The sequence below is a fragment of the Allobosea sp. 05T438 genome, from assembly GCF_056396025.1.
Map to the genome: position 1 here is coordinate 109,537 of NZ_JBFTKQ010000006.1, position 25,096 is coordinate 134,632.

At 66.1% G+C, this 25,096-nt stretch carries 18 protein-coding genes; 12 read left to right on the forward strand and 6 right to left on the reverse strand.

The features are described from left to right. Positions 1 to 44: 44 nt before the first annotated feature. Positions 45 to 2,825, reverse strand: coding sequence for an Rne/Rng family ribonuclease (locus AC1DIN_RS14750; protein ID WP_476810313.1), 2,781 nt, complete (start codon positions 2,823 to 2,825; stop codon positions 45 to 47). A 639-nt stretch (positions 2,826 to 3,464) separates the two neighbouring features. On the opposite strand from AC1DIN_RS14750, the gene AC1DIN_RS14755 reads away from it, so the two are divergent. From AC1DIN_RS14755 to prfB, 3 genes are all read left to right on the forward strand, one after another. Further along, entirely contained in the window at positions 3,465 to 4,730 is a 1,266-nt protein-coding gene (locus AC1DIN_RS14755; protein WP_476810314.1) for an N-acetylmuramoyl-L-alanine amidase, read from the forward strand. A gap of 374 nt (positions 4,731 to 5,104) precedes the next feature. Beyond that, positions 5,105 to 7,552 (forward strand): penicillin-binding protein 1A, encoded by a 2,448-nt coding sequence (locus AC1DIN_RS14760; RefSeq protein WP_476810315.1) that lies wholly within the window; start codon positions 5,105 to 5,107, stop codon positions 7,550 to 7,552. A 165-nt stretch (positions 7,553 to 7,717) separates the two neighbouring features. Then, a protein-coding gene (prfB, locus tag AC1DIN_RS14765) for a peptide chain release factor 2 (RefSeq protein WP_441470933.1) occupies positions 7,718 to 8,846 on the forward strand; the annotation gives its coding sequence in 2 pieces (ribosomal slippage) (positions 7,718 to 7,786 and positions 7,788 to 8,846; 1,128 coding nt in all). A gap of 74 nt (positions 8,847 to 8,920) precedes the next feature. Here the strand turns inward: prfB and AC1DIN_RS14770 are convergent. Continuing rightward, positions 8,921 to 10,228, reverse strand: a complete 1,308-nt coding sequence (locus AC1DIN_RS14770; RefSeq protein WP_476810316.1) for a M23 family metallopeptidase — start codon at positions 10,226 to 10,228, stop codon at positions 8,921 to 8,923. 82 nt (positions 10,229 to 10,310) lie between these two features. Beyond that, positions 10,311 to 10,775: a peroxiredoxin gene (locus tag AC1DIN_RS14775; protein WP_476810317.1), complete on the reverse strand. Its 465-nt coding sequence runs from the start codon at positions 10,773 to 10,775 to the stop codon at positions 10,311 to 10,313. A gap of 230 nt (positions 10,776 to 11,005) precedes the next feature. On the opposite strand from AC1DIN_RS14775, the gene AC1DIN_RS14780 reads away from it, so the two are divergent. After that, positions 11,006 to 14,440 (forward strand): hypothetical protein, encoded by a 3,435-nt coding sequence (locus AC1DIN_RS14780; RefSeq protein WP_476810318.1) that lies wholly within the window; start codon positions 11,006 to 11,008, stop codon positions 14,438 to 14,440. A 15-nt stretch (positions 14,441 to 14,455) separates the two neighbouring features. Here AC1DIN_RS14780 and tyrS read toward each other — a convergent pair whose 3' ends face one another. Both tyrS and AC1DIN_RS14790 read right to left on the reverse strand, forming a co-directional pair. Then, a complete protein-coding gene (gene tyrS, locus AC1DIN_RS14785; RefSeq protein ID WP_476810319.1) occupies positions 14,456 to 15,709 on the reverse strand; it encodes a tyrosine--tRNA ligase in 1,254 nt (417 codons plus the stop codon). A 191-nt stretch (positions 15,710 to 15,900) separates the two neighbouring features. Beyond that, positions 15,901 to 16,128, reverse strand: coding sequence for a DUF1127 domain-containing protein (locus AC1DIN_RS14790; protein ID WP_441470938.1), 228 nt, complete (start codon positions 16,126 to 16,128; stop codon positions 15,901 to 15,903). 128 nt (positions 16,129 to 16,256) lie between these two features. On the opposite strand from AC1DIN_RS14790, the gene gcvA reads away from it, so the two are divergent. After that, positions 16,257 to 17,204, forward strand: coding sequence for a transcriptional regulator GcvA (gcvA, locus tag AC1DIN_RS14795; RefSeq protein WP_441470939.1), 948 nt, complete (start codon positions 16,257 to 16,259; stop codon positions 17,202 to 17,204). 9 nt (positions 17,205 to 17,213) lie between these two features. On the opposite strand, the gene AC1DIN_RS14800 is transcribed toward gcvA, so the two are convergent. After that, positions 17,214 to 17,885 (reverse strand): alpha/beta hydrolase, encoded by a 672-nt coding sequence (locus tag AC1DIN_RS14800; protein WP_149129147.1) that lies wholly within the window; start codon positions 17,883 to 17,885, stop codon positions 17,214 to 17,216. A 293-nt stretch (positions 17,886 to 18,178) separates the two neighbouring features. On the opposite strand from AC1DIN_RS14800, the gene AC1DIN_RS14805 reads away from it, so the two are divergent. The 7 genes from AC1DIN_RS14805 (at position 18,179) to AC1DIN_RS14835 (ending at position 25,006) form a co-directional block, all read left to right on the forward strand. Next, positions 18,179 to 19,384: a cysteine desulfurase family protein gene (locus AC1DIN_RS14805; RefSeq protein WP_476810423.1), complete on the forward strand. Its 1,206-nt coding sequence runs from the start codon at positions 18,179 to 18,181 to the stop codon at positions 19,382 to 19,384. A gap of 60 nt (positions 19,385 to 19,444) precedes the next feature. Then, positions 19,445 to 20,917, forward strand: a complete 1,473-nt coding sequence (gene sufB, locus AC1DIN_RS14810; protein WP_441470940.1) for a Fe-S cluster assembly protein SufB — start codon at positions 19,445 to 19,447, stop codon at positions 20,915 to 20,917. Positions 20,918 to 21,027: 110 nt separating this feature from the next. Further along, positions 21,028 to 21,780, forward strand: a complete 753-nt coding sequence (gene sufC / locus AC1DIN_RS14815) for a Fe-S cluster assembly ATPase SufC (protein ID WP_476810320.1) — start codon at positions 21,028 to 21,030, stop codon at positions 21,778 to 21,780. Further along, on the forward strand, positions 21,780 to 23,129 hold the full coding sequence (gene sufD, locus AC1DIN_RS14820) for a Fe-S cluster assembly protein SufD (protein WP_476810321.1): 1,350 nt from the start codon (positions 21,780 to 21,782) through the stop codon (positions 23,127 to 23,129). Before sufC ends, sufD begins: the two co-directional genes overlap by 1 nt. Further along, positions 23,129 to 23,335 (forward strand): tautomerase family protein, encoded by a 207-nt coding sequence (locus tag AC1DIN_RS14825; protein ID WP_038365758.1) that lies wholly within the window; start codon positions 23,129 to 23,131, stop codon positions 23,333 to 23,335. Before sufD ends, AC1DIN_RS14825 begins: the two co-directional genes overlap by 1 nt. 2 nt (positions 23,336 to 23,337) lie before the next feature. Continuing rightward, positions 23,338 to 24,591, forward strand: coding sequence for an aminotransferase class V-fold PLP-dependent enzyme (locus tag AC1DIN_RS14830; protein WP_476810322.1), 1,254 nt, complete (start codon positions 23,338 to 23,340; stop codon positions 24,589 to 24,591). Between the two features lie 55 nt (positions 24,592 to 24,646). Beyond that, on the forward strand, positions 24,647 to 25,006 hold the full coding sequence (locus AC1DIN_RS14835) for an SUF system Fe-S cluster assembly protein (protein WP_476810424.1): 360 nt from the start codon (positions 24,647 to 24,649) through the stop codon (positions 25,004 to 25,006). Positions 25,007 to 25,096 lie beyond the last annotated feature (90 nt).

A 25,096-nucleotide genomic window follows, 5' to 3' on the forward strand; every position in this document is an offset into this window, starting at 1 on the left:
CGGGTGGCGGCGGGCTTCGTATCTACCGTTCGGATACCGGGCGCTCAGGAGCGGCCGGCGAGCCTGTTCCACCAGCCGCCGCGCTTCGGCCGGTTCGGGTCCGGCTCCGTCAGCACGACCGCGACGGGTTCCTCGGCCGGGGCGGGCGCGGGGGCCGGCTCGGGCGCTGCAGCGGGCTCGGCCGGGGCCGCGGCTTCCTCGGCAGCTTCCGTTACGGCTTCAGGCTGCGCCTCAGCGGGGGCCGGAGCGGTCTCCGCGGCTGCTTCCCCGCCTTCGGTGATCGGCACGACCTTCTTGCGCGAGCGGCTGCGCTTGGGCTTCTCCGCAGGCGCGGCTTCCGCCGTGACCGTCTCAGCCTTGTCTTCGGCCTCCTTGGCGGCCTCAGCCTTCGGCTTGCGGGCGCGGCTGCGCTTCGGCTTCGCCGGCTCGGCAGATGCCGCCTCTTCGGCAGCAGGTTCCGGCGCGGCTTCGGCGACAGGCGCCTCGATCACGGCCTCGGCAATGACCTCGACATCCGCGCCCTCGGCCGCGTCGTCTCCCTCCTCGCCCTCATCACCCTCGGCGTCCTGGCCCGCGTCGAGTTGCTGGCCCTGGTCGTCGCGCTCTCCGCCACGCCGACGACGGCGGCGACGGCGGCGGCGGCGATTCTCGCGGTCGCCTTCGCCGCGTTCGCCCTGGGCTTCGCCGGCGGTCGTCTCGTTGTCGCCGGTCTCGGCGTCGAGAGCGGCAGCCTCAGCAGCAGCGTCCAGCGCCTCGTCATCGACATCGGAGGCGATGGCTTCGGCCTTGAAGCCGGTCGGGATCACGCGACCTTCATTGCCGACGAACTCGCCGCGCTCGACCTCGAAGTAGCGAGTGCCGAGCAGGTTCGGATCGGTCGAGATCGTGATCGCGATGGCGAACCGGTTCTCGAGATCGGTGAGATGGGCGCGCTTCTGGTTGAGGACGTAGAGCGCGACCTCCGGCCGGGTGCGGACGGTCAGGTTGTGCGAGGCGCTCTTGATCAGCGTCTCCTCCAGCGCGCGCAGGATCTGCAGCGCGACGGACGGCGTCGAGCGGATCATGCCGGCGCCGGCGCAGTGCGGGCAGGGCACCGAGGAGCTCTCGAGCACGCCGGTGCGGATGCGCTGGCGCGACATCTCCAGCAGACCGAAGGCGGAGATGCGGCCGACCTGGATGCGGGCGCGGTCGTCCTTGAGGCACTCCTTCAGCTTCTTCTCGACGGCGCGGTTGTTCCGGTTCTCCTCCATGTCGATGAAATCGATCACGATGAGACCGGCGAGGTCGCGCAGCCTGAGCTGCCTTGCGATCTCTTCCGCCGCTTCGAGATTGGTCTTGAGCGCGGTGTCCTCGATGTTGTGCTCGCGGGTCGAGCGGCCGGAGTTGATGTCGATCGCGACCAGCGCTTCCGTCTGGTTGATGACCAGATAGCCGCCGGACTTCAGCGTCACGGTGTTCGAGAACATCGCGTCGAGCTGGCTCTCGACGCCGAAGGCGGCGAAGAGCGGGGTCTGGTCGCGATAGGGCTTCACGCTCTTGGCATGGCTCGGCATGAGCATGCGCATGAAGTCCTTGGCCTCGCGATAGGCCGTCTCGCCGGCGACGTGAACCTCGTCGATGTCCTTGTTGTAGAGGTCGCGAATCGAGCGCTTGACGAGGTTGCCCTCCTCATAGACCAGCGCGGGCGCGACCGAGGCCAGCGTCAGCTCGCGCACGCTCTCCCACATCCGCATCAGGTATTCGTAGTCGCGCCGGATCTCGACCTTGGTGCGCGAGGCGCCGGCCGTGCGCAGGATGAGGCCCATCCCCTCCGGAACCTCGAGCTCCTGGGCGATTTCCTTCAGGCGCTTGCGATCCTCGGCATTGGTGATCTTGCGCGAGATGCCGCCGCCCTTGCCGGTGTTCGGCATCAGCACCGAATAGCGGCCGGCGAGCGAGAGATAGGTGGTGAGCGCCGCGCCCTTGTTGCCGCGCTCTTCCTTGACGACCTGGACCAGGATGATCTGGCGGCGCTTGATCACCTCCTGGATCTTGTACTGGCGGCGCGACTGGCGGTGCGGGCGCTCCGGCATGTCGTCGAGGGCGTCGCCGCCGCCGAGCTGCTCCGGCTGCTCGTCGGCCTCGTCGCCGTTTTCCTCGTCGTCGCCGTCCTCGGAGCCTTCGTCCTCGGAAGGCTTGCGGGCCTCGACTTCCGAAGCCTCGGCGTCTTCGGCGGAAGCCTCATGAGCCGAGTCGGTCGTCTCGACCGTCTCGAAGGTCAGCGGCGCGGCATTCTCGGCGGCGTCCTCGGTCGTCGATTCGGCAACCGCCGGGGCGAAGTACTCGCCGAAGGCCGGCGCGCCCTCGTTGACCATGGCGGCTTCCTTGCCGTCGGTCTCGACACGCTCCTCGGCGTCCTCGCCATTCGCCTCGACCTCGGCCGAGACGGTCTCGTCGGCGACAGCCTTCTTCGCGCGGTTGTCGCGGTCTCCGCCACGGCGGCGATCGCGCCGGCCGCGCTTCTCGCGGCGCTCCTCGTCGCGCTCCTCGTCACGCTCGGCGCGCGCCTCGTCGTCGATGAGCGCCTGCCTGTCGGCAACCGGGATCTGGTAGTAATCGGGGTGGATTTCGGAGAATGCGAGGAATCCGTGCCGGTTGCCGCCATATTCGACGAAGGCAGCCTGGAGCGACGGCTCCACGCGCGTCACCTTGGCAAGATAGATATTGCCGCGGAGCGGCTTCCGGCTGGCGGATTCGAAATCAAACTCTTCGACGCGGGATCCGCGGACCACCACGACCCGGGTCTCCTCCGGGTGGGTGGCATCGATAAGCATCTTGTTGGCCATATGAAACTTCCATTGGCGCGGTCGCCGGTGCAGGCGCGGCTACGGATGACAATCCGCCGTCGCGTGCAGGGGCGCCGCGTGAAGGCCGGAACGAGCCGGCATGTTGCAGGAGGTGGGAAAGACTGGCCTGAACAGGAATACGGTTCGGGACACCCGCTCGGGCTTGAAGCCCGGCGCGGTCCCGCAGGTTCGGACGGTTCACCTGAGGTGCTAGCGTCGTCTTATGCCCCGTCATCTGTCCTGACCTGCGATGTGCCTGCCTGGCGGCCGGCCCATCGCGTTTGCACGCTCGCAAGACAAGGTGGGGCGCAGAACACTCGCAATCCCCATACCAACCGTCTGCGGACGATCCGTTGCGGCTATCCCGCCGCCGCTCCCGAGGGAGAAGGTGGCACAGCCTGACCGGACGCCGACGGATCGCTCGATCCGGGTGTGTCCCATGGGCAGGCTGACGGGCAGCCAATTCCATTACAGACAGGTGATGGTGATTTGCAAGTCACATGACGGCCGCATTTCGCCGACCCCGTCCCCAAGCGGTTCACGCCCTCCACAAGAGGTGGTAACCGCCTCTTAAGATTTCACCCCCGTTATGGTTAAGCCTTGGTGACATCGAACGGGATTTTCCAGCTGTTTTTGCGCATGCGCCACGCTGTTCAGGGCCCTGAAGGTCGGTCGTCCCGCGGTTTCCTGCGGGGCGCTGCCCTGATCGCCTTTGCGTGCGGGCTCGCGCTCGCCTCTGCGCCAGCCCGCACTGAGAGCAAGCCGCAGACCGAGTATCCGGTCGCGACCGACGCTCGCCTCGAGCAGAACGGCGAAAGCGTGCGCCTGACCATGACGCTGTCCTCGATTGTCGAAGTGGAGGCCTGGGTGCAGGCCTCGCCCGACCGCGTCATCGTCGAGATGCCGTCGACCAATTTCCAGATCCAGGGGAATGCCAGGAAGACGGCCGGCTTCGTCAGTGCCTATCGCTACGGCCTCTTCACTGCCGACAAGGCCCGAATCATCATCGATCTCTCGCAGCCGGCCACGATCACCAGGACCGAGGTGAAGGCCGTGCGCGGCGGCTTCGGCGAACTCACGATCGAATTGAAGAAGACCGCGCGTGCCGATTTCCTTGCCGAAGCGKCCAAGACAAAGAAGGCGCAGGAGACGCCGGCACCGGCGATCCCTGCCGTCAAGCCGCCCGGCGAGACACGCCGAATCGTCGTCATCGACCCCGGCCATGGCGGCATCGACCCCGGCACCATGGTCGCTTCCATCTCCGAGAAATCTGTCGTGCTGGCCTTCGGCAAGGCGCTCAGGGAGCTGCTTGAAGCATCCGGCCGCTATCGCGTCGTGATGACCCGCGACGACGACCGCTTCGTCTCGCTCTCGGACCGGGTGCAGACGGGGCGCAGTGAGCAGGCGGACCTGTTCATCTCGATCCATGCCGATTCGCTGATGCAGGCGCAGGATGTGCGCGGGGCCACAGTCTATACCCGCTCCGAACGGGCGACCGACGCCGAGGCCGCCAAGCTCGCCGCCAAGGAAAACGAGGCGGATGCCGCCGCAGGCCTGGAGACGCGCGAGGAAGTGCAGGATGTCGCCGGCATTCTGATGGATCTCGCGCGGCGCGAGACGCGGACCTTCACCGGCGTCTTCGCCCGCAACCTCGTCGACAAGCTCGGCGGCTCGATCAAGATGCACAAGATCCCGCTGCGCTCGGCGCGCTTCTGGGTGCTGAGCGCGCCGGACGTGCCCTCGGTGCTGATCGAGCTCGGCTATATGTCGAGCCCGAAGGATGCCGAACTGCTCAATTCCCCGGAATGGCGCGACAAGGCCGTGACGGCGGTTTCCGCTGCTGTCGACGAGTATTTCGCGAGAGCGCGCGCCTCCGTCGGCAAGGCCGCGGAGAATCGCAACTAGCGCGTTTTCGGACGAGATGGATGCCGGTTCGCGTGAAGAAAACGCGCTCAAACGACGAAACGGAGCAGCTCTGCGATTCGCAGACGCGCGAGAATGCTCTGGAGCCGGATCCGGTCAGGTTGAAACAACCCGATCGGCCAATCCGTCTTCACATATCTATCGAGAGCGGATGATTCGATCGGATTGCGGTGCAATCTGATCGGCGGGTGCTCCAGTATTGCGGTGGAGCCGCTTCGTTCCGACCCATTGTCGGATCATGCGAAATGTGGTCTCAAGGCCACGGTTCCGCCATCTACGTCATGTTATAGCTCTGATTTGCGACGCGCCCCGATTTGGCGCCCGCCGGGTGGCAAAGATGGGGTCCAAGGCCTGAGATGCGGTTCATTCTGCGAATCTTCGGATGGTTGTTCGCCGCCGGTGCGATCGCCTTCGTGATCGTTGCTGCCTTGGCCGGCGGCCTGATCTGGCATTATTCGCAAGACCTGCCCGACTACGCCCAGCTCCGGAACTACGAGCCGCCGGTGATGACCCGCGTGCATGCGGGCGACGGCAGCCTGATCGCCGAATATGCCCGCGAGCGCCGTCTCTACCTGCCGATTCAGGCCGTGCCGAAGCTCGTCGTCGACGCCTATATCTCGGCCGAGGACAAGAACTTCTACAAGCATATGGGTGTCGATCCGGAAGGCCTGGTCCGCGCCGCGATCTCCAACTACCGCAACCGCAGCGCCAATCGCCGGCCGCAGGGCGCCTCGACCATCACCCAGCAGGTGGCGAAGAACTTCTTCCTGAGCCCCGAGCAGTCGATCGAGCGCAAGATCCGCGAGGCGCTCGTCGCGCTGAAGCTCGAATCGACCTACTCCAAGGACAAGATTCTCGAGCTCTACCTGAACGAGATCTATCTCGGCGCGCCGGCGCCGGGGCAGGGCAGCTATGGCATCGCCGCTGCCGCGCTGAACTATTTCGGCAAGTCGGTCCATGAGCTCAACCTGCAGGAGGCGGCTTACCTCGCCGCCCTGCCGAAGGCGCCCTCCGATCTGCATCCCTTCCGCAACCGCGACCGCGCGATCGAGCGCCGCAACTACGTGATCGACCGCATGGTCGAGAACGGCTACGTCAAGCGCGAGGTCGCCGAGGACGCAAAGAAGCAGCCGCTCGGCGTCAATCCGCGCACGATTTCGCCGAATCAGATCGCCGCCGGCTATTTCGCCGAGGAGATTCGGCGCGAGCTTCAGGACCGTTACGGCGAGAAGAAGCTGCTCGAAGGCGGCCTGTCGGTGCGCGCCACCGTCGATCCCAAGACGCAGTTGATGGCACGCAAGGCGCTGGTCGACGGTCTCGTGCGCTTCGACGAGGCGCGCGGCTGGCGCGGCGCGATTCAGAAGCTCGATATCGGCCGCGATTGGGGCGCCGCGGTTGGCGAATTGCCGGTCCTCGGCGACGTCGCACCCTGGCGGCTTGCCGTCGTGCTCGAATCCAGCGGTGACAGCGCCAAGCTCGGCCTGCATCCGCTGCGCGACAATGCCGGCCATCTCAACAAGGAGCGCCAGACCGTCACCCTTGCTGCCGACGGCATCAAGTGGACGCGCCGCGCGCGTGTCTCCCAGGCCGTCTCGGTCGGCGACGTCGTCTACGTCGAGCCGATCGACAGCCGGCCCGGCTATGTGCGTCTGCGTCAGCTCCCGGAGGTCAACGGCGCCATCGTGGTGATGGACCCGTTCTCGGGCCGCGTGCTCGCCATGGTCGGCGGCTTCTCGCATGACCAGTCGGAGTTCAACCGCGCGACGCAGGCGCTGCGGCAGCCCGGTTCGTCGTTCAAGCCCTTCGTCTACGCGACCGCGCTCGACAACGGCTACACCCCGTCCAGCATCATCCTGGACGCGCCGATCGAGATCGATCAGGGGCCGGGGCTCGGCATGTGGCGGCCGGAGAATTTCGACGGCAAGTCGACCGGCCCGCGCACGCTGCGCTACGGCATCCAGTTCTCGAAGAACCTGATGACGGTGCGCCTCGCCAAGGATGTCGGCATGCCGCTGATCGCGGAATATGCCCGCCGCTTCGGCATCTATGACGATCTTCAGCCCGTGCTGTCGATGTCGCTCGGCGCCGGCGAGACGACGGTGATGCGCATGACCGCGGGCTATTCGATGCTGGTCAATGGCGGCCGTCGCATCCGTCCGACCCTGATCGACCGCATCCAGGACCGCACCGGCACGACCATCTATCGTCACGATCAGCGCGTCTGCGAAGGCTGCAATGCCGACAAATGGGCGAACCAGTCGGAGCCGCGCCTGGTCGACAACCGCGAGCAGGTGCTCGATCCGCTGACTGCGTATCAGATGGTCTCGATCCTGGAAGGCGTCGTCAACGCCGGCACTGCGACAGTGGTGAAGTCGGTCGGCAAGCCGCTCGCCGGCAAGACCGGCACGACCAACGACGCCAAGGACGTCTGGTTCGTCGGCTTCTCGCCGGACCTCGCGGTCGGCGTCTATATGGGCTTCGACAAGCCGAAATCGCTCGGCACTTCGGCCACCGCCGGCCAGTATGCCGCGCCGATCTTCCGCGACTTCATGACGGTCGCGCTGAAGGACAAGCCGGCCACGCCGTTCCGTGTGCCGGCCGGCATCAAGCTGATCCGTGTCGACCCGAGGACCGGCATGCGGGCCGGCGGCGAGGGCGGCATCCTCGAAGCCTTCAAGCCCGGCACCGCCCCTCCGGACAGCTATTCGGTGATCGGCGCGGCGGGTGACGGCAGCGCGCCGCTTTCCGTCGGCCCCGGCGGCGGCGGGCGCGCCATCGGCTCGGGAACCGGCGGCCTTTACTGACGCCGGCACGGGATTTTTCGATGCCCGGAGCGATGCTCCGGGCATTTTGCATTCCCTGGACCAGGCACGCTCTTGCAACTCGCCTCGGCGCGGGCGTTTACAGCCGGCGCATTCCCCCCTATCTCAGCCCTCGAACACAGATCACAAGGACGTTTCGACGGAATCATGCGCCCCGAAATCCAGACGCAACTCGACAACGCCAAGCAGTCGATCGGACTGCTGAGGAGGCATCTTTGACTGGGATCAAGCCCAGCGCCGCCTAGCGGAACTCAACGCTCTCTCCGAGGGCCCCGATTTCTGGAACGATGCCGAAGCCGCGCAGAAGCTGATGCGCGAGCGGACCTCGCTGGAAACCCAGATCGAAGGCATCAGCAAGCTCGAGCGTGATCTCGACGATGCGCTGACGCTGATCGAACTCGGCGAGATGGAGGAGGACGACGCCACCGTCACCGAGGGCGAGCAGGCGATCAAGGCCATTCAGGACGAATCGGCGCGCCTTCAGGTCGAGACTCTGCTCTCCGGCGAAGCCGATATGCTCGACACCTATGTCGAAATCCATCCCGGCGCCGGCGGCACCGAGAGCCAGGACTGGGCCGAGATGCTGCTGCGCATGTACCGGCGCTGGGGCGAACGGCGGAAGTTCAAGGTCGAGACGCTCGAATATCAGGACGGCGATACCGCCGGCATCAAATCGGCGACGCTCCAGTTCAAGGGGCACAACGCCTATGGCTGGCTGAAGACCGAATCCGGCGTGCACCGGCTCGTGCGCATCTCGCCCTTCGATTCGAACGCGCGGCGGCAGACCTCGTTTGCGTCGGTCTGGGTCTATCCGGTCGTCGACGACCGCATCGTCATCGATGTGAAGGAGTCGGACTGCCGGATCGACACCTACCGCGCCCAGGGCGCCGGTGGGCAGCACATCAACACGACCGATTCGGCGGTGCGCATCACGCATATTCCCAGCGGCATCGCGGTCGCCTGCCAGCAGGAACGCTCGCAGCACAAGAACCGGGCCAAGGCCTGGGAAATGCTGCGCGCGCGCCTCTACGAGGTCGAGCTGAAGAAACGCGAAGAGAAGGCCAACGCCGAGCAGGCTTCCAAGACCGATATCGGCTGGGGCCACCAGATCCGCTCCTATGTGCTGCAGCCCTATCAGCTCGTGAAGGACCTGCGCACCGGCGTGAGCTCGACGGCGCCTTCGGAGGTGCTCGACGGCGATCTCGATCCCTTTATGGAGGCGTCGCTGGCCCAGCGTGTCTACGGCACGGAGGTCGAGGTCGAGGATATCGACTGAGCCTTGCTCCGTTTCCCACGGTCCAAACAGAAAAAGCCGCGCAGGTTGCGCGGCTTTTTCATTGGATCAGAGGCTCAGAGTGCGTTGGCGAAGAGCTTGCCGCCAGCCCGCAGGAAGCGCGTGGGATCGACCGGCTCGTCGTTGATCCGGGTCTCGTAGTGCAGATGCGGGCCGGTCGAGCGGCCGGTCGAGCCGACCCGGCCGACCACCGTGCCGGCCTTGACCGTCTGCCCGACCGAGACCGAGATCGCCGACATATGGGCGTAGCGCGTGCTCAGGCCGTTGGCGTGCTCGACTTCGACCATGTTGCCGTAGCCGCCATTGTACTCCGCCGCGACGACCTTGCCGGGCGCCGTGGCGAGGATCGACGAGCCCGTCTCGGCGCGGAAGTCGACGCCCGTATGCATGGCGAGGCCCCGGGTGAAGGGGTCGGTCCGGTAGCCGAAATTGGATGTGAAATCGTGGTCGCCGGCCATCGGCCGGGCGAGGGGGAGCTGATCGATGACGCCGCGCAGGCGCATGACCGAGGCCATGCGCGGCTGCAGGGCGGTCAGCGTCGCCTCGAAGGGGCCGGCGGCGGGGTCCAGCTTGACCGGGACGAAGGGGCCGCCGACGCCTCCTGCGCTGTCCGGAGGCGTGAGGCGCTCGGCGTCGAGGCCGGTTTCCGCCAATGCGCTGCGGAGCCGCTTCTGAGTGGCGGCCAGCGTTTCGTCCATATCCTTCAGCGCGACGATCTGCGCTTCGGTCGTGCTGGCCATGGCCTTATCGAGCCGGGTCAGGGTTGCTTCGACGCGCTTCGCGGGCGGCTCGGCCGGTGCCTCGCCCGACTGCCAGCCCTCGGCCGCGTTGGCGTCGGCACCACGCAGCGGCGGCGCTTCCGGCGCGGGCATCGGCTTGCTCGGCATGATCGGCGCGAAACTCGTGACGCCCGAGGCGCGGATCGGCTCGCCCGGCTTGATGACGTTCGCGCGCAGCGGCAGCTTCACGGCCGGCACGAGGCCGCTGGACTGAAGCGTGTCGGCAAGGGCAGCGACGAGCGACTGGCGGGATTCGAGTTCCGCCTGCCGGGTCGCAAGCTCGTCGACGCGGGTTTCGACACCGTCCTGGTCGAGCAGGGCGCGGCTGGCATAGCGGTCGATATCGGCGCGCAGGGCGGCGATTCGGTCCTCATAGGCGTATTGGCGGGTCGTTTCGCGGGCGATCAGCCGGGCGGCGAGATCGTCCCGGCTGAGGATGTACCAGCCGGCGCCGCCGGAGCAGGCCGTGGTCAGGGCGAGCCACGCCAGCCCGGCGAGCATCGTCGAGCGGCGGATCGTGTAGGTCCTGTGGGTGACCAGGCCGACGGTCGAGAGAGCTGGGCCCGTTTGTGACTGATGATGCATACGCGGAACCGGAAAGAACGCTGCCGATGCCGCGATTAGAGATCGTTAGGGTTAATCTTTCGCAAATTCGGACGGAGCCGGCTCACAAGGCCCGAGCGGCCGCCAGCACTTCCTCGGCGTGGCCGGCGACCTTGATCTTGCGCCAGATGCGGGCGAGGCGGCCCTCGGCGTCGATCAGAAATGTCGATCGCTCGATCCCCATGTACTTTCGGCCATACAGGCTCTTCTCGACCCAGATGCCGTAGGCGGAAGCGAGCTTCTGCTCCTCGTCGGCCAGCAGCGCGAAATCCAGCTCATATTTGCGCTTGAAATTGCCGTGACGTTGCACGGAATCCGGAGAGACGCCGATAATCTCGGTCCCGCAATCCGCGAAGGCCTGGCGCAGGCGGTTGAAGGCGATCGCTTCCTCGGTGCATGCCGGGGTGTTGTCCTTCGGATAGGCGTAGAGCACGACCTTCCGGCCGCGCAGCTCCGACAGACCGACCTCGCCGCCGCCGTCGCGCGGCAGCCTGAAATCGGGCGCCGGATCTCCTTCCTGCAATGTCATGGCCGTTGCCTTCCTTTTGTCGCCTTCTCACTGCATGGACCGCCGAACACTACAAGGCAGGCCGGCGATACCATCGGTCAGCGAAGCATGTGGCACGTCCTTTCCGGATTGCCGAATCGCTTCGTCTGGCCTCATCGACATGCATGCCGTCTGGCGGGATTGCGGCAAGAGGCGAACAGACGCACTCTGCGGCAGGCCGATGCCCGGCGCCGAAAAGGACCACGCGCATCTTGGCGGATGAGGAAGTAGGGGCCACGGCTTCGGGGCGAGCGGAAGCGCAGCCCGAGCGCGAAGCCTGTGAAGTCGAGATCGTGAAGCGCGGCGCGAAAGCCGGGCTCGCGACGATCTGCGTCGCGATCACGGTGGCCATTGTGGTTCTGGCGGGCGCGGCGGTCACGCTTCTGGCGACCGGGATCGTCCCGTTGTCGGGCCTCGAGGGGCGTATCTCCGCAGCGATCGAGGAGCGGCTGGGGCCGGGCTGGGAAGTCGAGGCCGCATCGGCGGAACTCAGCCGGACCGACGGACATTCGCAGCTCAAGGTTCGTCAAGTCCTCTTCCGCCATGCCAGCGGCGCCATCATCCGCGCCCCTGAAGCGGTTCTCGGCTACGAACCGCTCGCTCTCCTCAAGGGCGATATCCGGCTGGTTTCGGTCGATCTGCGCGGGGTCAATGTCCGCCTCGGCGTCAACAAGGAAGGCGTCCTCGTCGTCAATGCCGACTCGGCGCCTGCCGAGACCCCGCCGACACCGGCACTGCCGGACGCCGCGCAATGGAACGCCTTCACCGGCATCATGGGCGCGATCTCGATGCTGGCGCGCGGCGACGGATTGCTTGGTTCGCTGGAGACCGCCGGCATGAACGGTGCGCGCCTGGCGCTCGTCGATCCCGATGGTCGCCTGAAGGCTGGCCTCGAGGATGTCGAGATCAGGCTCACGCGCTCCGGCGAGCGCGGAACCCGCCTGACGATGAAGGGGCGCACCGGCCAGCGCTGGAAGGATATCGCCGTCGATCTGTCGACGGAAGCCGATGGAACGCAGCGGGCCGACATCAACATCCTGCGCTTCGAGCCCGCGGAGATCGTGGCGCTGGCTTTGGGCACCGGGGTGAGCCTGGAAGGCTTGCCGCTCCAGGGCAAGGCGACGCTCCGCCAGACGCCGGACGGGCACAAGTCGATCACGGCGCAGATCGATGTCCATGCCGGCCATGTCCGCTTCCCGGACGGGCCGATGCCGCCGCTGGCGGTCGATTTCGTTCATCTCGAACTGGCGAGCGGCGCCGATCTCACGCAGCTCGACATCCAGAAGGCCGAGTTCAAGGCCGGTGCGACGCAGTTGACCGCGACCGGCTCTCTACGCACCGACGATGGGGCCTGGCGGCTTGCCCTCGACGCCAGCGGTCAGCTCGCGGGCCTCGATGCGACGGATGCCGCCGTTCGGATCGATAGCCTGAAGGCAGCTCTCAAGATCGACCCGGCGAACGCTACGGTGACGATCGAGCAGGCAGCGATCCGCGGACCTGCCGCGACCGTCGACATGACCGCCTATATCCAGAAGCAGGGCGAATCCCCGCTGCAGCGCTTCGCGATCAAGGCGAGCGATTCCGACGTGCGTGCGCTGCTCGCGATCTGGCCCGAGTTCACCACCCCCCAGGTGCATCAGATCTTGCACCATCAGCTCGCAGCCGGCCGGATGAAGTCGCTGTCCGTCGATCTCGACCTGCCGGCGGCCGATCATGCCCGCCTGATCCGCGGCCACGGCCTGCCGGACGGCGCCCTTTCGGTCGTGATCGATGCCAATCAGGTCCGCTATCTGCCCGATCCCGGCCTGCCGCCGCTGGCGGATGCCACCGTCACCGGCAAGGTGACGGGGCGGACCGTGCAACTGGCGATCGGCAATGCCACCGCCGAGCTCGGCAATGGACGGCAGTTGCAGCTCAGCGAAGGCAGCTTCGCCATGCMCGACTACGCCGTACATCGAGCCCCGGGCCGCATCGGTTTTCGTGCGCAGGGCTCGATGGACGCTTTGGCCGCGCTCTTCGCCTTTCCGGCCCTCAAGGATTTCAATCTCGGACAGATCGACCCCGGCGCCATCAAGGGCGCGAGCGATCTGAAGGTCACCATTGCCCTGCCGCTCGCACATGATCTCAAGCCGGACGAAATCACCGTCACCGGCGCGGGAACGCTGACGAATGTCAGTTCCGATACGCTTCTTGGGACGGAGAGGCTGGAAGGCGGCAATCTTTCCGTCAATGTCGACCGCAACGGTCTTGCCCTGCGCGGCGATGCACGCATCGGCGGCGACAAGGGCACCATCGAGCTGAAGCAGAACGGCAAGGGGCAGGGCGAAGCCACGCTGCAACTCAACCTCGACGCCACGGCTCGGCAGCGGCGTGGTCTCGGCGCGGATTCAGGCATTTCGGGCGTGCTCCCCGTGAAGGTCACGAAGCTTCTCGGCAAGGGCGGCGATGGGCCGCCGCGCATCGAGATCGATCTGACCAAGGTGGCGCTCGATGGCGTCGTTCCCGGCCTGAGCAAGCCGGCCGGCCGGCCCGGCAAGCTCAGCTTCCTCTATGTCTCCAGTGCCGACGGGCCGGATCTAGAGGACTTCACGCTCGATGCAGCGCCTGCGCTGATCAAGGGGCGGGTGGAGCTGAACAGGCAGAACGGCCTCGACGCCGCCAGCCTCTCGCAGTTCCGGATCTCTCCCGGCGACAATCTGAAGCTCGACGTGAAGCGGGACGGCAATGTCACCAAGCTCGCTGTGCGCGGCGCCGTGGCGGATCTGCGCCCCTTCATCAAGGATATCCAGGGCGCGGCCCCTTCAGCCAGGGGCGCAGACAAGGCAGGGCCGAAGGATAGCGACTACGACATCGATCTCGATGTGCCGATCCTCACCGGCTTCAACAACGAGGCCATTACCAACGGCACGCTCAAGCTCTCCAAGCGGGGCGGCGAGGTGCGGTCGGCAAACTTCCAGGGGCGGATCGGCAAGGCCGATGTGACGGCGCGCCAGGGCCGGCAGGGTGAGCGCCTTGTCGTTCAATCCGAGAACGGCGGCTCGCTCCTGCGCTTCCTCGATCTCTACAACAAGGCCCATGGCGGCGATCTCGTCCTGACCATGGGGTCGGGAGCAAACCAGAGCGGCGATCTGATGTTCCGGAACTTCATCGTGCGCGACGAGCCGGCCCTGCGTCGCGTGGTCGGTGCTCAATCCGCAAACGCCTTCTCGGGGGATCGCCCCGAGGAGCAGCGTATCGACACCTCCGAGGTCGCCTTCACCAAGCTCAAGGCGGAGTTCACCCGTTCCACCAGCCGGCTCGACGTTTCCGAGATGGTGATCTGGGGCCAGCAGGTCGGTTTCACCCTGCAGGGCCATGTCGACTATGGGCGTGACCGCGTCGATATCGGTGGCACCTTCGTGCCAGGCTATGCCTTCAACAACGCCTTCGCCCAGGTGCCGGTGGTCGGCGCCTTGCTCGGCGGCGGCAGCCAGTATGGCGGTCTCTTCGCCGTGAACTTCCGGATTTCGGGCCCGGCCAGCGCGCCGACCATGACGATCAATCCGCTCTCTGCAATCGCGCCCGGCATCCTGCGCCGCTTCGTCGATCCGCTCGGCGGCGCGCCGGCGCAACGCCCGGTCCGGCCGGGCGAGGCGCCGCGACGCTGAGCGACGTGCTGCGGCCTATTCGGGCCGCAACAGGATGTGCTTCTTCTTGCCGAAGGAGAGCTTGATGACGCCTTCCGACGACAGGTCGGAGAGCCCGAGCAAAGCGCGCTCATCCGTCACGACCGCGTCGTTGACGCGCAGGCCGCCGGCCTTGACCTGGCGGCGGGCCTCGCCTGTGGAGGGCACCAGCCCCGCCTTGACGAAGGCGGTCAGTACCCCGACGCCCGGCTCGATCTCGGCCCGCGCGATCGCGACGCTCGGCAGGTCGGCAGCGAGCGCGCCTTCCTCGAAGGTCTTGCGCGCGGTCTCGGCGGCGGCTTCCGCCGCATCGCGGCCATGGACGATCGCGGTGATCTCGGTGGCGAGGATCTTCTTCGCCTCGTTCAGCTCGGCCCCACCGAGCGCGGCGAGTCTGGCGATCTCGTCCAGCGGCAGCCGGGTGAACACCTTGAGGAAGCGGCCGACATCGGCGTCCTCGGTGTTGCGGAAATACTGCCAGAAATCATAGGGGCTGAAGACGTCAGCATTGAGCCAGACCGCGCCGTTGGCTGTCTTGCCCATCTTGGCGCCGGAGGAGGTCGTCAGCAGCGGGGTCGTCACGCAGTAGAGCTGCGGGCCGCCCATCCGGTGCGAGAGATCGACGCCGTTGATGATGTTGCCCCACTGGTCGGAGCCGCCCATCTGCAGACGGCAGCCATAGCGGCGGTTGAGCTCGACGAAGTCGTAGCCCTGCATGATCATGTAGTTGAATTCGAGGAAGGACAGCGACTGCTCGCGGTCGAGCCTGAGCTTCACCGAATCGAAGGACAGCATGCGGTTGACCGAGAAATGCCGGCCGACATCGCGCAGGAACTCGACATAGTTCAGCTTCAGCAGCCAGTCGGCATTGTTGGCCATCATCGCGTCGGTCGGCCCGTCGCCATAGCGCAGGATGCGGCCGAAGACCCGCTTGATGCTCTCGATATTGCTGGCGATCTCCTCGACCGTGAGCAGCTTGCGTTGGTCGTCGCGGAAGGAGGGGTCGCCCACCATGGAGGTGCCGCCGCCCATCAGCGTGATCGGGCGGTGGCCGGTCTCCTGGAACCAGTAGAGCATCGTCAGCGAGATCAGGTTGCCGATATGGATGCTGGTCGCGGTCGCGTCATAGCCGACATAGGCCGTCTGGGTCCCCTGCCGGCACAGAGCATCGAGGCCCGCCGGATCGGAGACCTGATGGATGAGGCCGCGCTCGTCGAGCACGCGCAGGAAATCGGACTTGTAGGTGGTCATGGCGGCTTGCGATCTGGTGAATGTCGTTCCGCCGTCGTCTAGAGCATGGACCGAAAAGTGGAAACCACTTTTCGGAAAATCCGATGCCAAACAAAGAGCTGGATCGCCACTTTGCGCCCGACAGGACACCAGGCGATCCAGCATGTTCAGCCAAAGTGGAAACCGCTTTTGCGGCAGGAGCACCTGCTGGCTTACCCTGGGACGCGGTTGAGCCAGAGCGCCGCAGGGGCGGATGGGCGCGGCGGGTCGACGATCTCGCGCGACAGTCCGAGATCGCAGAGGGCACGATCGTCGAGCGTTGCGAGATAGCGCTGCGCCCGGGCGGCAGCGAAGTGGCGCCGCCAGACCAGCAGCCAGCCGAGCGGGAAGGAAGCGCCGCTCTGCGGAGCGAGCGGTGCCGTTTGCGACAGACAAGTCATGATCCGACCCTCGGGAAGGCGGGCGGCGGCGCCCGCTGATGTGAGTTCGAATCTGGACGAGCCGCGGCGCCGTCACAAAGCGGAAGATTGTCATCTGCCATAAAGACAGCTTATGCTTCGGCATGCCCATGCATCCACCGCCACCGAAGCTTCCGCCCCTTGCAGCGGTCCGCGTCTTCGAGGCCGCGGCGCGCCACCAGAACTTCACCCGCGCGGCTGAGGAGCTTGGCATGACGCAGGCCGCGGTGAGCTATCAGATCCGGTTGCTCGAGGATCGCGTCGGTGCGGCGCTGTTCGTGCGCCAACCGCGCCAGGTTGTTCTGACGGCGATCGGCCAGCGGCTCGCCGGGCCCGTTGCAAAGGCGCTCTTCGATATAGGCACCGTGTTTCGCGGGCTGTGCGAGGAGAACCAGGCCGTCCTGACGATCTCCTCGCTGCAGACCATGGCGATCACCTGGCTGTCGCCGCGCCTGGCCCAGTTCCAGGTCGAGAATCCGCAATTCGAGGTGCGGGTGGGAACGACAGAGCACCTCGTCAATTTTGCGACGGAATCGGTTGATCTCGCATTGCGGTACGGGCGGGGGGAATGGCCCGGCCTCGTGGCGGAACGGCTGTTTGCCTGTCATTACGCGCCGCTATGCACGCCCGAGCTGCGCGAGCAGCTGCAGCTGCGCGAGCCCCGGGACCTGCTGCGGGCGCCGATGCTGAGCCCGATGGATATCTGCTGGAAGAGCTGGTTCGCCGATGTCGGCGTCGACGTGCCCAAGCTCGGTGGGCGCGCGACGATGGCGCTGCAGATGCAGGCGATGAGCATTCAGGCGGCGCTGCGCGGGCATGGCGTCGCGATGGCGATACCGGAGCTCTTCGCCTACGACATCGCAGCCGGGCGGCTGGTCTTCGCCATCGACCATGCCGTTCGCGACGAGCGCTCCTATTGGGTCGTCTACCCGCAGGAGCGCCAGCGCGAGCGCAAGATCAGGCTGTTCCGCGACTGGGTTCTGGCGGAAGCCCGGGCAGCCTGCATGAAGCTGCCCGTTCTCGCCGGAAGCCGGGGCGTTACCGTCCCGGCGGTCTGAGCGTCCGGGTCAGGCCTGTTCCTGCTCGGACTTGAGGATCTCGGGGCCGACCTTCCGGTCAAGATAGACGCCGACCTGCTCCATGAGCTGCTCGACGCGGCCGTCGAAGAAGTGGTTCGCGCCGTCGACCACGGCATGCTCGATCTGGATGCCCTTCTGGGTCTTCACCTTCTCGATCACCGCCATCACCTCCTTCACCGGGGCGACGCGATCCTCGGAGCCATGGACGAACAGGCCCGAGGACGGGCAGGGCGCCAGGAAGGAGAAGTCGTAGCGGTTGGCCATTGCCGCGATCGAGAGGAAGCCCTCGATCTCCGGGCGGCGCATCAGCAGCTGCATGCCGATCCAGGCGCCGAAGGAGACGCCGGCGATCCAGCAGCTCTTGGCCTCGGGGTTGAGTGCCTGCATCCAGTCGAGCGCGGCGGCCGCGTCCGAGAGCTCGCCGGCGCCGTGGTCGAACTGGCCCTGGCTGCGGCCGACGCCGCGGAAATTGAAGCGCAGCGCCGAGAAACCGCGGTTCACGAAGGTGTAGAACAGATTGTAGACGATCTGGTTGTTCATCGTCCCGCCGAATTGCGGGTGCGGGTGCAGGATGATCGCCAGCGGCGCACCGCGCTTCTTGGCGGGCTGATAGCGGCCCTCGATACGACCTGCCGGCCCGTTGAAAATCACCTCTGGCATCGTCTCACCGCTTCCTGTCGGGGACGCCGGCACGGGCGGGCAGAAAGCGGGCGCATGCCTGCTCGAAACCCGGCCGCCCTTGACGACGCCACCATGCGCGCCCTAGATAAAGAGCGCTTAGAATAGTTCTAACAGCCGTGAACAAGTCGAGAACAAAACGGTGGATCGCTTGAGCGGACCGCGTCTCGACCGTTCCGGCCGGTTCGGATGGGCGGCTATAGCACGGCGCACAGGTGCGATTTCAAGCATTTCGTATCGACGAGCCAGGCAATGACGATGATGGAGCAGGAAGGATCGTGACGGCGGGGCGCGCCTATCTCGACCACAACGCCACCACCCCGGTCCGACCGGAGGTGTTGGAGGCGGTCGCGCATGCGCTTTCGCTGCCGGGCAATCCGTCTTCCGTTCATGGCGAGGGGCGGGCTGCGCGCGGCGCGCTGGAGCGCGCGCGTGAGCAGGTCGCGGCGCTCGTCGGGGCCAAGGCGTCGAACGTCGTGTTCACCAGCGGCGGCACCGAAGCCAATGTCACGGTGCTTTCGCCCGGCCTGATGGATTGCGATGGCGGGCGCGACTGCGTGCGGACGCCTGCAACCCTGCTGCTCCACAGCGCCACCGAACATGCCTGCGTACGCGAGGGGCACCGCTTCCCCGCCGCGACGGTCGAGGCGATCCCGGTCGACGGGAACGGCCTGGCCGATCTCGCCTGGCTCGACGAGCGGCTGGCGCGTTTCGTGGCGGATAGTCCCGGCGCGCGGGCGCTGGTCTCGATCCATCTCGCCAATAACGAGACCGGAGTCGTCCAGCCGATCGCCGACGCCGCCGAGATCGTGCATCGCCATGGCGGCTTGCTGCACAGCGACGCCGTGCAGGCGGCCGGCAAGATCGCCATCGACATCATGGCTGTTGGCGCCGACGTGCTGACGCTCTCGGCGCACAAGATCGGGGGTCCGAAGGGCGTCGGCGCAATTGTCTTCCGCACTGGTGCGCTCGAACTCGCCAACAAGCCAATGCGCGGCGGCGGGCAGGAGCGCGGCTGGCGCGCGGGAACCGAAAATCTGCCGGGAATCATAGGCTTCGGTGCAGCAGCTGAAGTTGCGCGCGAACGTCTCATTGAAGAGGCGGAGCGCGTTGCGGACCTGCGCGACCGCCTGGAAGCAGGGCTGGCCGCTCTCTCGCCGGAGACGGCGGTCTTCGGCCGCGCTGCGCCGCGCCTGCCCAACACCAGCGCCTTCGCGACGCCGGGCCTCAAGGCCGAGACCGTGCTGATCAAGCTCGATCTGGCCGGGGCCGCGCTGTCCTCCGGCTCGGCCTGCTCCTCGGGCAAGGTCAAGCGTTCGCATGTGCTCGACGCGATGAAAATCGACCCCGCCATGAGCGCAGGGGCCTTGCGGGCCTCGCTCGGATGGACCACCTGCGAGGCAGATATCGACCTTTTCCTCGCGGCCTACGGCAAGCTCGTGGCCGCGGACACCGATCGGAGCGCCCGGGCTGCCGCCTGAGCGTTCCGCAACACGAAGACTGAACCGGCGGGCCCTTGAACCCGCGACTGGAGACTGAACATGGCAGCGGTCCAGGAGACCATCGATCAGGTCAAGTCGATTGACGTGACCGAGTACAAATATGGCTTCGTCACCGAGATCGAGGTCGAGAAGCCGGCCAAGGGCCTGACCGAGGACACGGTCCGCTACATCTCGGCCCGCAAGAACGAGCCGGAATGGATGCTCGCATGGCGGCTGGACGCCTTCCGCCGCTGGAAGACCATGATCGAGCCGACCTGGTCGCGCGTGAACTATCCGCCGATCGATTATCAGGACCTCTATTACTATGCCGCGCCCAAGAAGGGCGCTTCGCCGAAGTCCCTCGACGAGGTCGATCCGGCGATTCTGGATACCTACAAGAAGCTTGGCATCCCGCTGCGCGAGCAGGAGATTCTCGCCGGCGTCGCGCCGGAGAATCGCGTCGCGGTCGATGCGGTGTTCGACTCCGTCTCGGTGGTGACGACCTTCAAGGAGGAGCTTGCCAAGGCCGGTGTGATCTTCTGCTCGATCTCGGAGGCCATCCAGGAGCATCCGGAGCTGGTGAAGAAGTACCTCGCCAGCGTCGTGCCGGTGACGGACAACTATTTCGCCACGCTCAACAGCGCGGTCTTCACCGACGGCTCCTTCGTCTACATCCCCAAGGGCGTGCGCTGCCCGATGGAGCTGTCGACCTATTTCCGCATCAACGAGCAGAACACCGGCCAGTTCGAGCGCACGCTCATCATCGCCGACGAAGGCTCCTATGTGAGCTATCTCGAAGGCTGCACGGCGCCGAAGCGCGACGAGAACCAGCTTCACGCCGCCGTGGTCGAGCTGATCGCGCTGGACGATGCCGAGATCAAGTACTCGACCGTGCAGAACTGGTATCCCGGCGACGCCGACGGCAAGGGCGGCATCTACAACTTCGTGACCAAGCGCGGCGATTGCCGCGGCAGGAATTCGAAGATCTCGTGGACGCAGGTCGAGACCGGCTCGGCGATCACCTGGAAATATCCGTCCTGCATCCTGCGCGGCGACGGCTCGCGCGGCGAGTTCTACTCGATTGCGGTGTCGAACGGGGCGCAGCAGGTCGATAGCGGCACCAAGATGCTGCATCTCGGCAAGAACACGACCTCGAAGATCATCGCCAAGGGCATCGCGGCCGGCAAGTCGGACTCGACCTATCGCGGCATGGTCTCGGCCCATCGCAAGGCGACCGGCGCGCGCAACTTCACCAACTGCGATTCGCTGCTGATCGGCGACCAGTGCGGCGCGCACACGATCCCCTACATCGAGGCCAAGACCGCGACCGCGATCTTCGAGCACGAGGCCACGACCTCGAAGATCGGAGAGGACCAGATGTTCTACTGCCAGCAGCGCGGTCTCTCCGAGGAGGAGGCGGTGGCGCTGATCGTCAACGGCTTCGTCAAGGAGGTGCTGCAGCAGCTCCCTATGGAGTTCGCCGTCGAGGCGCAGAAGCTGATCACCATTTCCCTTGAAGGCTCCGTGGGCTGACGCCCGATCGTTTCCGAGATGCCCGGGCCAAGCCCGGGCAGGACGCCAGGACCAAGCGCGTCATGGACGGGCTCGCCCCGACCATCTCCTGCAGAATGGAACTCTGAACAATGCTCGAAATTCGCAATCTGGTCGTCAAGATCGCCGACGAGGACAAGCAGATCCTCAATGGCCTGAACCTCACCGTGAACGACGGCGAGGTCGCCGCCATCATGGGGCCGAACGGCTCCGGCAAGTCGACGCTCAGCTATGTCATCGCCGGCAAGGAGGACTATGAGGTTCTCGACGGCGAAATCCTGCTCAACGGCGAGAACGTGCTGGAGATGGAGGCCGACCAGCGCGCCGCCGCCGGCATCTTCCTCGCCTTCCAGTATCCGCTGGAGATCCCCGGCGTCGCCACCATGACCTTCCTGAAGGCGGCGATGAACGCCCAGCGCAGGGCGCGCGGGCAGGACGAGCTGCTGACGCCGGACTTCATCAAGCAGGTCAACGCCGCCGCCGACAAGCTCGGCATCGCCAAGGACATGCTGCGTCGCCCGCTCAATGTCGGCTTCTCCGGCGGTGAGAAGAAGCGCATGGAAATCCTTCAGATGGCTCTGCTTTCGCCGTCCATGTGCATCCTCGACGAGACCGATTCCGGCCTCGACATCGACGCGTTGCGCATTGTTGCCGAGGGCGTCAACGCGCTCCGCGACAAGAGCCGTGGCTTCCTGGTCATCACCCACTATCAGCGCCTGCTCGACCATATCGTGCCGGACACCGTCCACGTCATGTCGAAGGGCAGGATCGTGAAGACCGGCGGCAAGGAGCTGGCGCTCGAGCTCGAGAAGAGCGGCTACGCGGCCTATGGGGAGGCGGCGTAATGGCCATCGTCACCCCGCTGAAGACGGCTGCCGAGCAGCAGCTCGTCCAGCAATACGCGGACAGCAAGGCCGAGCTGCCCGGCGGCCCGGCTGTGCGCAAGCTGCGCGAGGAAGCCTTCGCTGGCTTCGAGGCCAAGGGTCTGCCGCATCGCCGGCTCGAATCCTGGCGCTATACCGACCTGCGCACGATGCTGCGCGAGGCACGCCCGCTCGCTGGCGGCGCGGCTGCCACCGTGGCAGTGAAGGCACGGCTTGGCGAGCTGAAGCTCGGCGGCCTGCGCCTCGTGCTGGTCGACGGCGCCTTCGCGCCGAAACTGTCCACGCTCGACGTGATCCCCGAGGGCGTCTCGGTGCAGTCGCTTGCCGATGCGCTGGTCTCGCCGCGCGAGGATCTGACCCGCATCCTGGCCGGCCCTTCGGTCGGTGCCGACGATACCGGCCTGATGCTCAACACCGCGCTGATGCGTGACGGCGTCTTCGTCGAGATCGCCGAGGGCGTCGAGCTTGAGCAGCCCGTCGTAATCATCTCGCTCGCCTCGGGCGAGGAGGAGCGGGCGGTGTTCCACCGCTCGGTCGTGCTCGCCGGCAAGGGCGCCAAGGGAACGATCGTCGAAGTCAGCGAGGCGTCGGGCACCGCCGCGCAGCAGATCAACGGCGCCATCGTCTTCGAGACCGGTGACGAAAGCGAGATCCAGCATATCCGCCTCGTCACGCGCCAGGCCGCCGCGAGCGTGCAGGTGCAAAGCCTGCTCGTCACTGTCGGTGCCCACGCCAAGTTCGACTCCTTCGCCCTCGTCGCCAACGCGGGCACGCTGCGCCAGCAGCACTTCGTCCGCTATGCCGGCGAACACAGCGAGATCGGCCTGCGCGGCGTCAATCTGCTCCGTGACTCCGAGCACTCCGACGTGACGCTGATCGTCGACCACGAGGTGCCGCACGGCACCAGCCGCGAGCTGTTCAAGACGATCGCGGGCGGCGAGGCCACCGGCGTCTTCCAGGGCAAGGTCATCGTGCGCCAGCATGCGCAGAAGACCGACGGCAGCATGAAGAGCAACGCGCTGCTGTTGAACGACGGCGCGACGATGTTCAACAAGCCCGAGCTCGAGATCTTCGCGGACGACGTCGTCTGCGGCCATGGCGCGACCGTGGCGCAGATCGACGGCGACCAGCTCTTCTACCTGATGGCGCGCGGCCTGCCGCGGCCGCAGGCGGAAGCGCTGGTGCTGCAGGCCTTCGCCGGCGAAGCGGCCGAGTTCATCGCCGACGAGAACCTGCGCGATCTGGTCATGGCCGAGGTCGAATCCTGGCTAAAGGCCCGCGAGGCCGCTTCCGAGGTGAGCACCGTCTGATGCCCTACATCAATCTCCAGATCACCAAGGGCGCGACGCGCGAGCAGAAGGCGCAGATCGTCAAGGAATTCACCGAGACGCTCGTGAAGGTGCTCGGCAAGAACCCGCAGAACACCCATATTGTGATCCAGGAGATTGAGCGGGAGGATTGGGGGCATGCCGGCGCGCTCGTCGCCGACCGGCAGCCCGGCACCGGAAAGGCGTGAGGATGAACGCGGTCACCGGCCAGCCCGTGCTGAAGCCCTATGACGTCGAGACCGTCAGGCGGGATTTCCCGATCCTGTCGCGCGAGGTCTACGGCAAGCCGCTCGTCTATCTCGACAACGCCGCCTCGGCGCAGAAGCCCGAGGTGGTGATCGAGGCGATGTCGCGGCTGATGCGCGAGGACTATTCCAACGTCCATCGCGGGCTGCACTATCTCGCGAACGCTTCGACCGAAGCCTATGAAGCCGCTCGCGAAAGTGCGCGGCGCTTCCTCAATGCCAGGCACCTGGAAGAGATCATCTTCACGCGCTCCTCGACCGGGGCGCTGAACACGGTCGCTTCCTCGCTCGGGCGCCATCTGAACCTCGGCGAGGGTGACGAGATCATCGTCTCGATCCTCGAGCACCACTCCAACATCGTGCCCTGGCACTATTGGCGCGAGCGCCACGGCGCCGTGCTGAAATGGGCTGGTATCGACGAGGACGGCAATTTCCTCGTCGAGGAATTCGAGAAGCTGATCACGCCGCGCACCAAGGTCGTCGCGCTGACGCATATGTCGAACGCGACCGGTACCATCGTGCCGATCGCCGAGATCGCCAAGATCTGCCGGGCGCACGGCATCCCGCTTGTGGTCGACGGCAGCCAGGGCGCCGTGCACCTGCCGGTCGACGTGCAGGCGCTGGGCTGCGACTTCTACGCCTTCACCGGCCACAAGACCTATGGGCCGACCGGTTCCGGCATCCTCTGGGGCCGCAAGGAATGGCTAGACAAGCTGCCGCCCTATGAAGGCGGCGGCGAGATGATCGTCACCGTCACCGAGGATACGGTGACCTATAACGACCCGCCGCATCGCTTCGAGGCCGGCACGCCGGCAATCGTCGAGGCCGTGGGGCTGGGCGCTGCGCTCGACTACATGATGGCGCTCGGCCGCGAGAACATCGCGGCGCATGAGGCCAGGCTCGGCGCCTATGCGATGGAACGTCTCGGCGAGATGAATTCCATCCGCATTTTCGGCAAGGCGAAGGAGAAGGGCGCGATCGTCGCCTTCGAGATGAAGGGCGCCCATGCCCATGACGTCGCGACGGTGATCGACCGCGCCGGTGTCGCAGTTCGCGCCGGCACCCATTGCGCCATGCCGCTTTTGGCACGATATGGGGTGACATCGACCTGCCGTGCCTCCTTCGGCCTCTACAACACGCTGGAAGAGGTCGACAAGCTGGTGGAAGCCCTGCGGAAGGCCGAGAGCCTTTTCGCCTGATAATCGAGGATTTTGAGCCTTGGCCACCTCCGAGCCCATCGCGTTGAAGGAAGACTTGAAGCCGAACGAGCCGCAGGTCGGCTCCGGCACGTCGCTTCCGCCCGAGGAGATCGACCGCCTGACCGATGACATCGTCGCGGCGCTGAAGACGGTCTACGATCCCGAGATCCCGGCTGACATCTACGAGCTCGGCCTGATCTATCGCGTCGACATCGCCGATGACCGCCAGGTCACCATCGACATGACGCTGACCGCGCCGGGCTGCCCCGTCGCCGGCGAGATGCCGGGCTGGGTCGAGAACGCCGTCAGCACGGTGCAGGGCATCGGGGGCGTGACGGTCAACATGACCTTCGACCCGCCCTGGGATCAGTCGCGTATGTCCGACGAGGCGCGCGTCGCTCTCGACATGTGGTGAAAAACGCCGGCTTCATGCCGGCGTGATGGATCGCATTCCATCGCTTCATTGGCTTTCGGCGCGTCCCGCTGGCAGGAAAGGCGATAGAGC

Bases quoted from the DNA above. Each gene is read 5' to 3' on its own strand.
- sufD (WP_476810321.1), top strand. From the start codon at position 21,780: ATGGCCATCGTCACCCCGCTGAAGACGGCTGCCGAGCAGCAGCTCGTC.
- sufC (WP_476810320.1), top strand. From the start codon at position 21,028: ATGCTCGAAATTCGCAATCTGGTCGTCAAGATCGCCGACGAGGACAAG.
- AC1DIN_RS14760 (WP_476810315.1), top strand. From the start codon at position 5,105: ATGCGGTTCATTCTGCGAATCTTCGGATGGTTGTTCGCCGCCGGTGCG.
- AC1DIN_RS14825 (WP_038365758.1), top strand. From the start codon at position 23,129: ATGCCCTACATCAATCTCCAGATCACCAAGGGCGCGACGCGCGAGCAG.
- AC1DIN_RS14750 (WP_476810313.1), bottom strand. From the start codon at position 2,825: ATGGCCAACAAGATGCTTATCGATGCCACCCACCCGGAGGAGACCCGG.
- AC1DIN_RS14770 (WP_476810316.1), bottom strand. From the start codon at position 10,228: ATGCATCATCAGTCACAAACGGGCCCAGCTCTCTCGACCGTCGGCCTG.
- gcvA (WP_441470939.1), top strand. From the start codon at position 16,257: ATGCATCCACCGCCACCGAAGCTTCCGCCCCTTGCAGCGGTCCGCGTC.
- AC1DIN_RS14790 (WP_441470938.1), bottom strand. From the start codon at position 16,128: ATGACTTGTCTGTCGCAAACGGCACCGCTCGCTCCGCAGAGCGGCGCT.
- AC1DIN_RS14775 (WP_476810317.1), bottom strand. From the start codon at position 10,775: ATGACATTGCAGGAAGGAGATCCGGCGCCCGATTTCAGGCTGCCGCGC.
- AC1DIN_RS14830 (WP_476810322.1), top strand. From the start codon at position 23,338: ATGAACGCGGTCACCGGCCAGCCCGTGCTGAAGCCCTATGACGTCGAG.
- sufB (WP_441470940.1), top strand. From the start codon at position 19,445: ATGGCAGCGGTCCAGGAGACCATCGATCAGGTCAAGTCGATTGACGTG.
- AC1DIN_RS14800 (WP_149129147.1), bottom strand. From the start codon at position 17,885: ATGCCAGAGGTGATTTTCAACGGGCCGGCAGGTCGTATCGAGGGCCGC.
- tyrS (WP_476810319.1), bottom strand. From the start codon at position 15,709: ATGACCACCTACAAGTCCGATTTCCTGCGCGTGCTCGACGAGCGCGGC.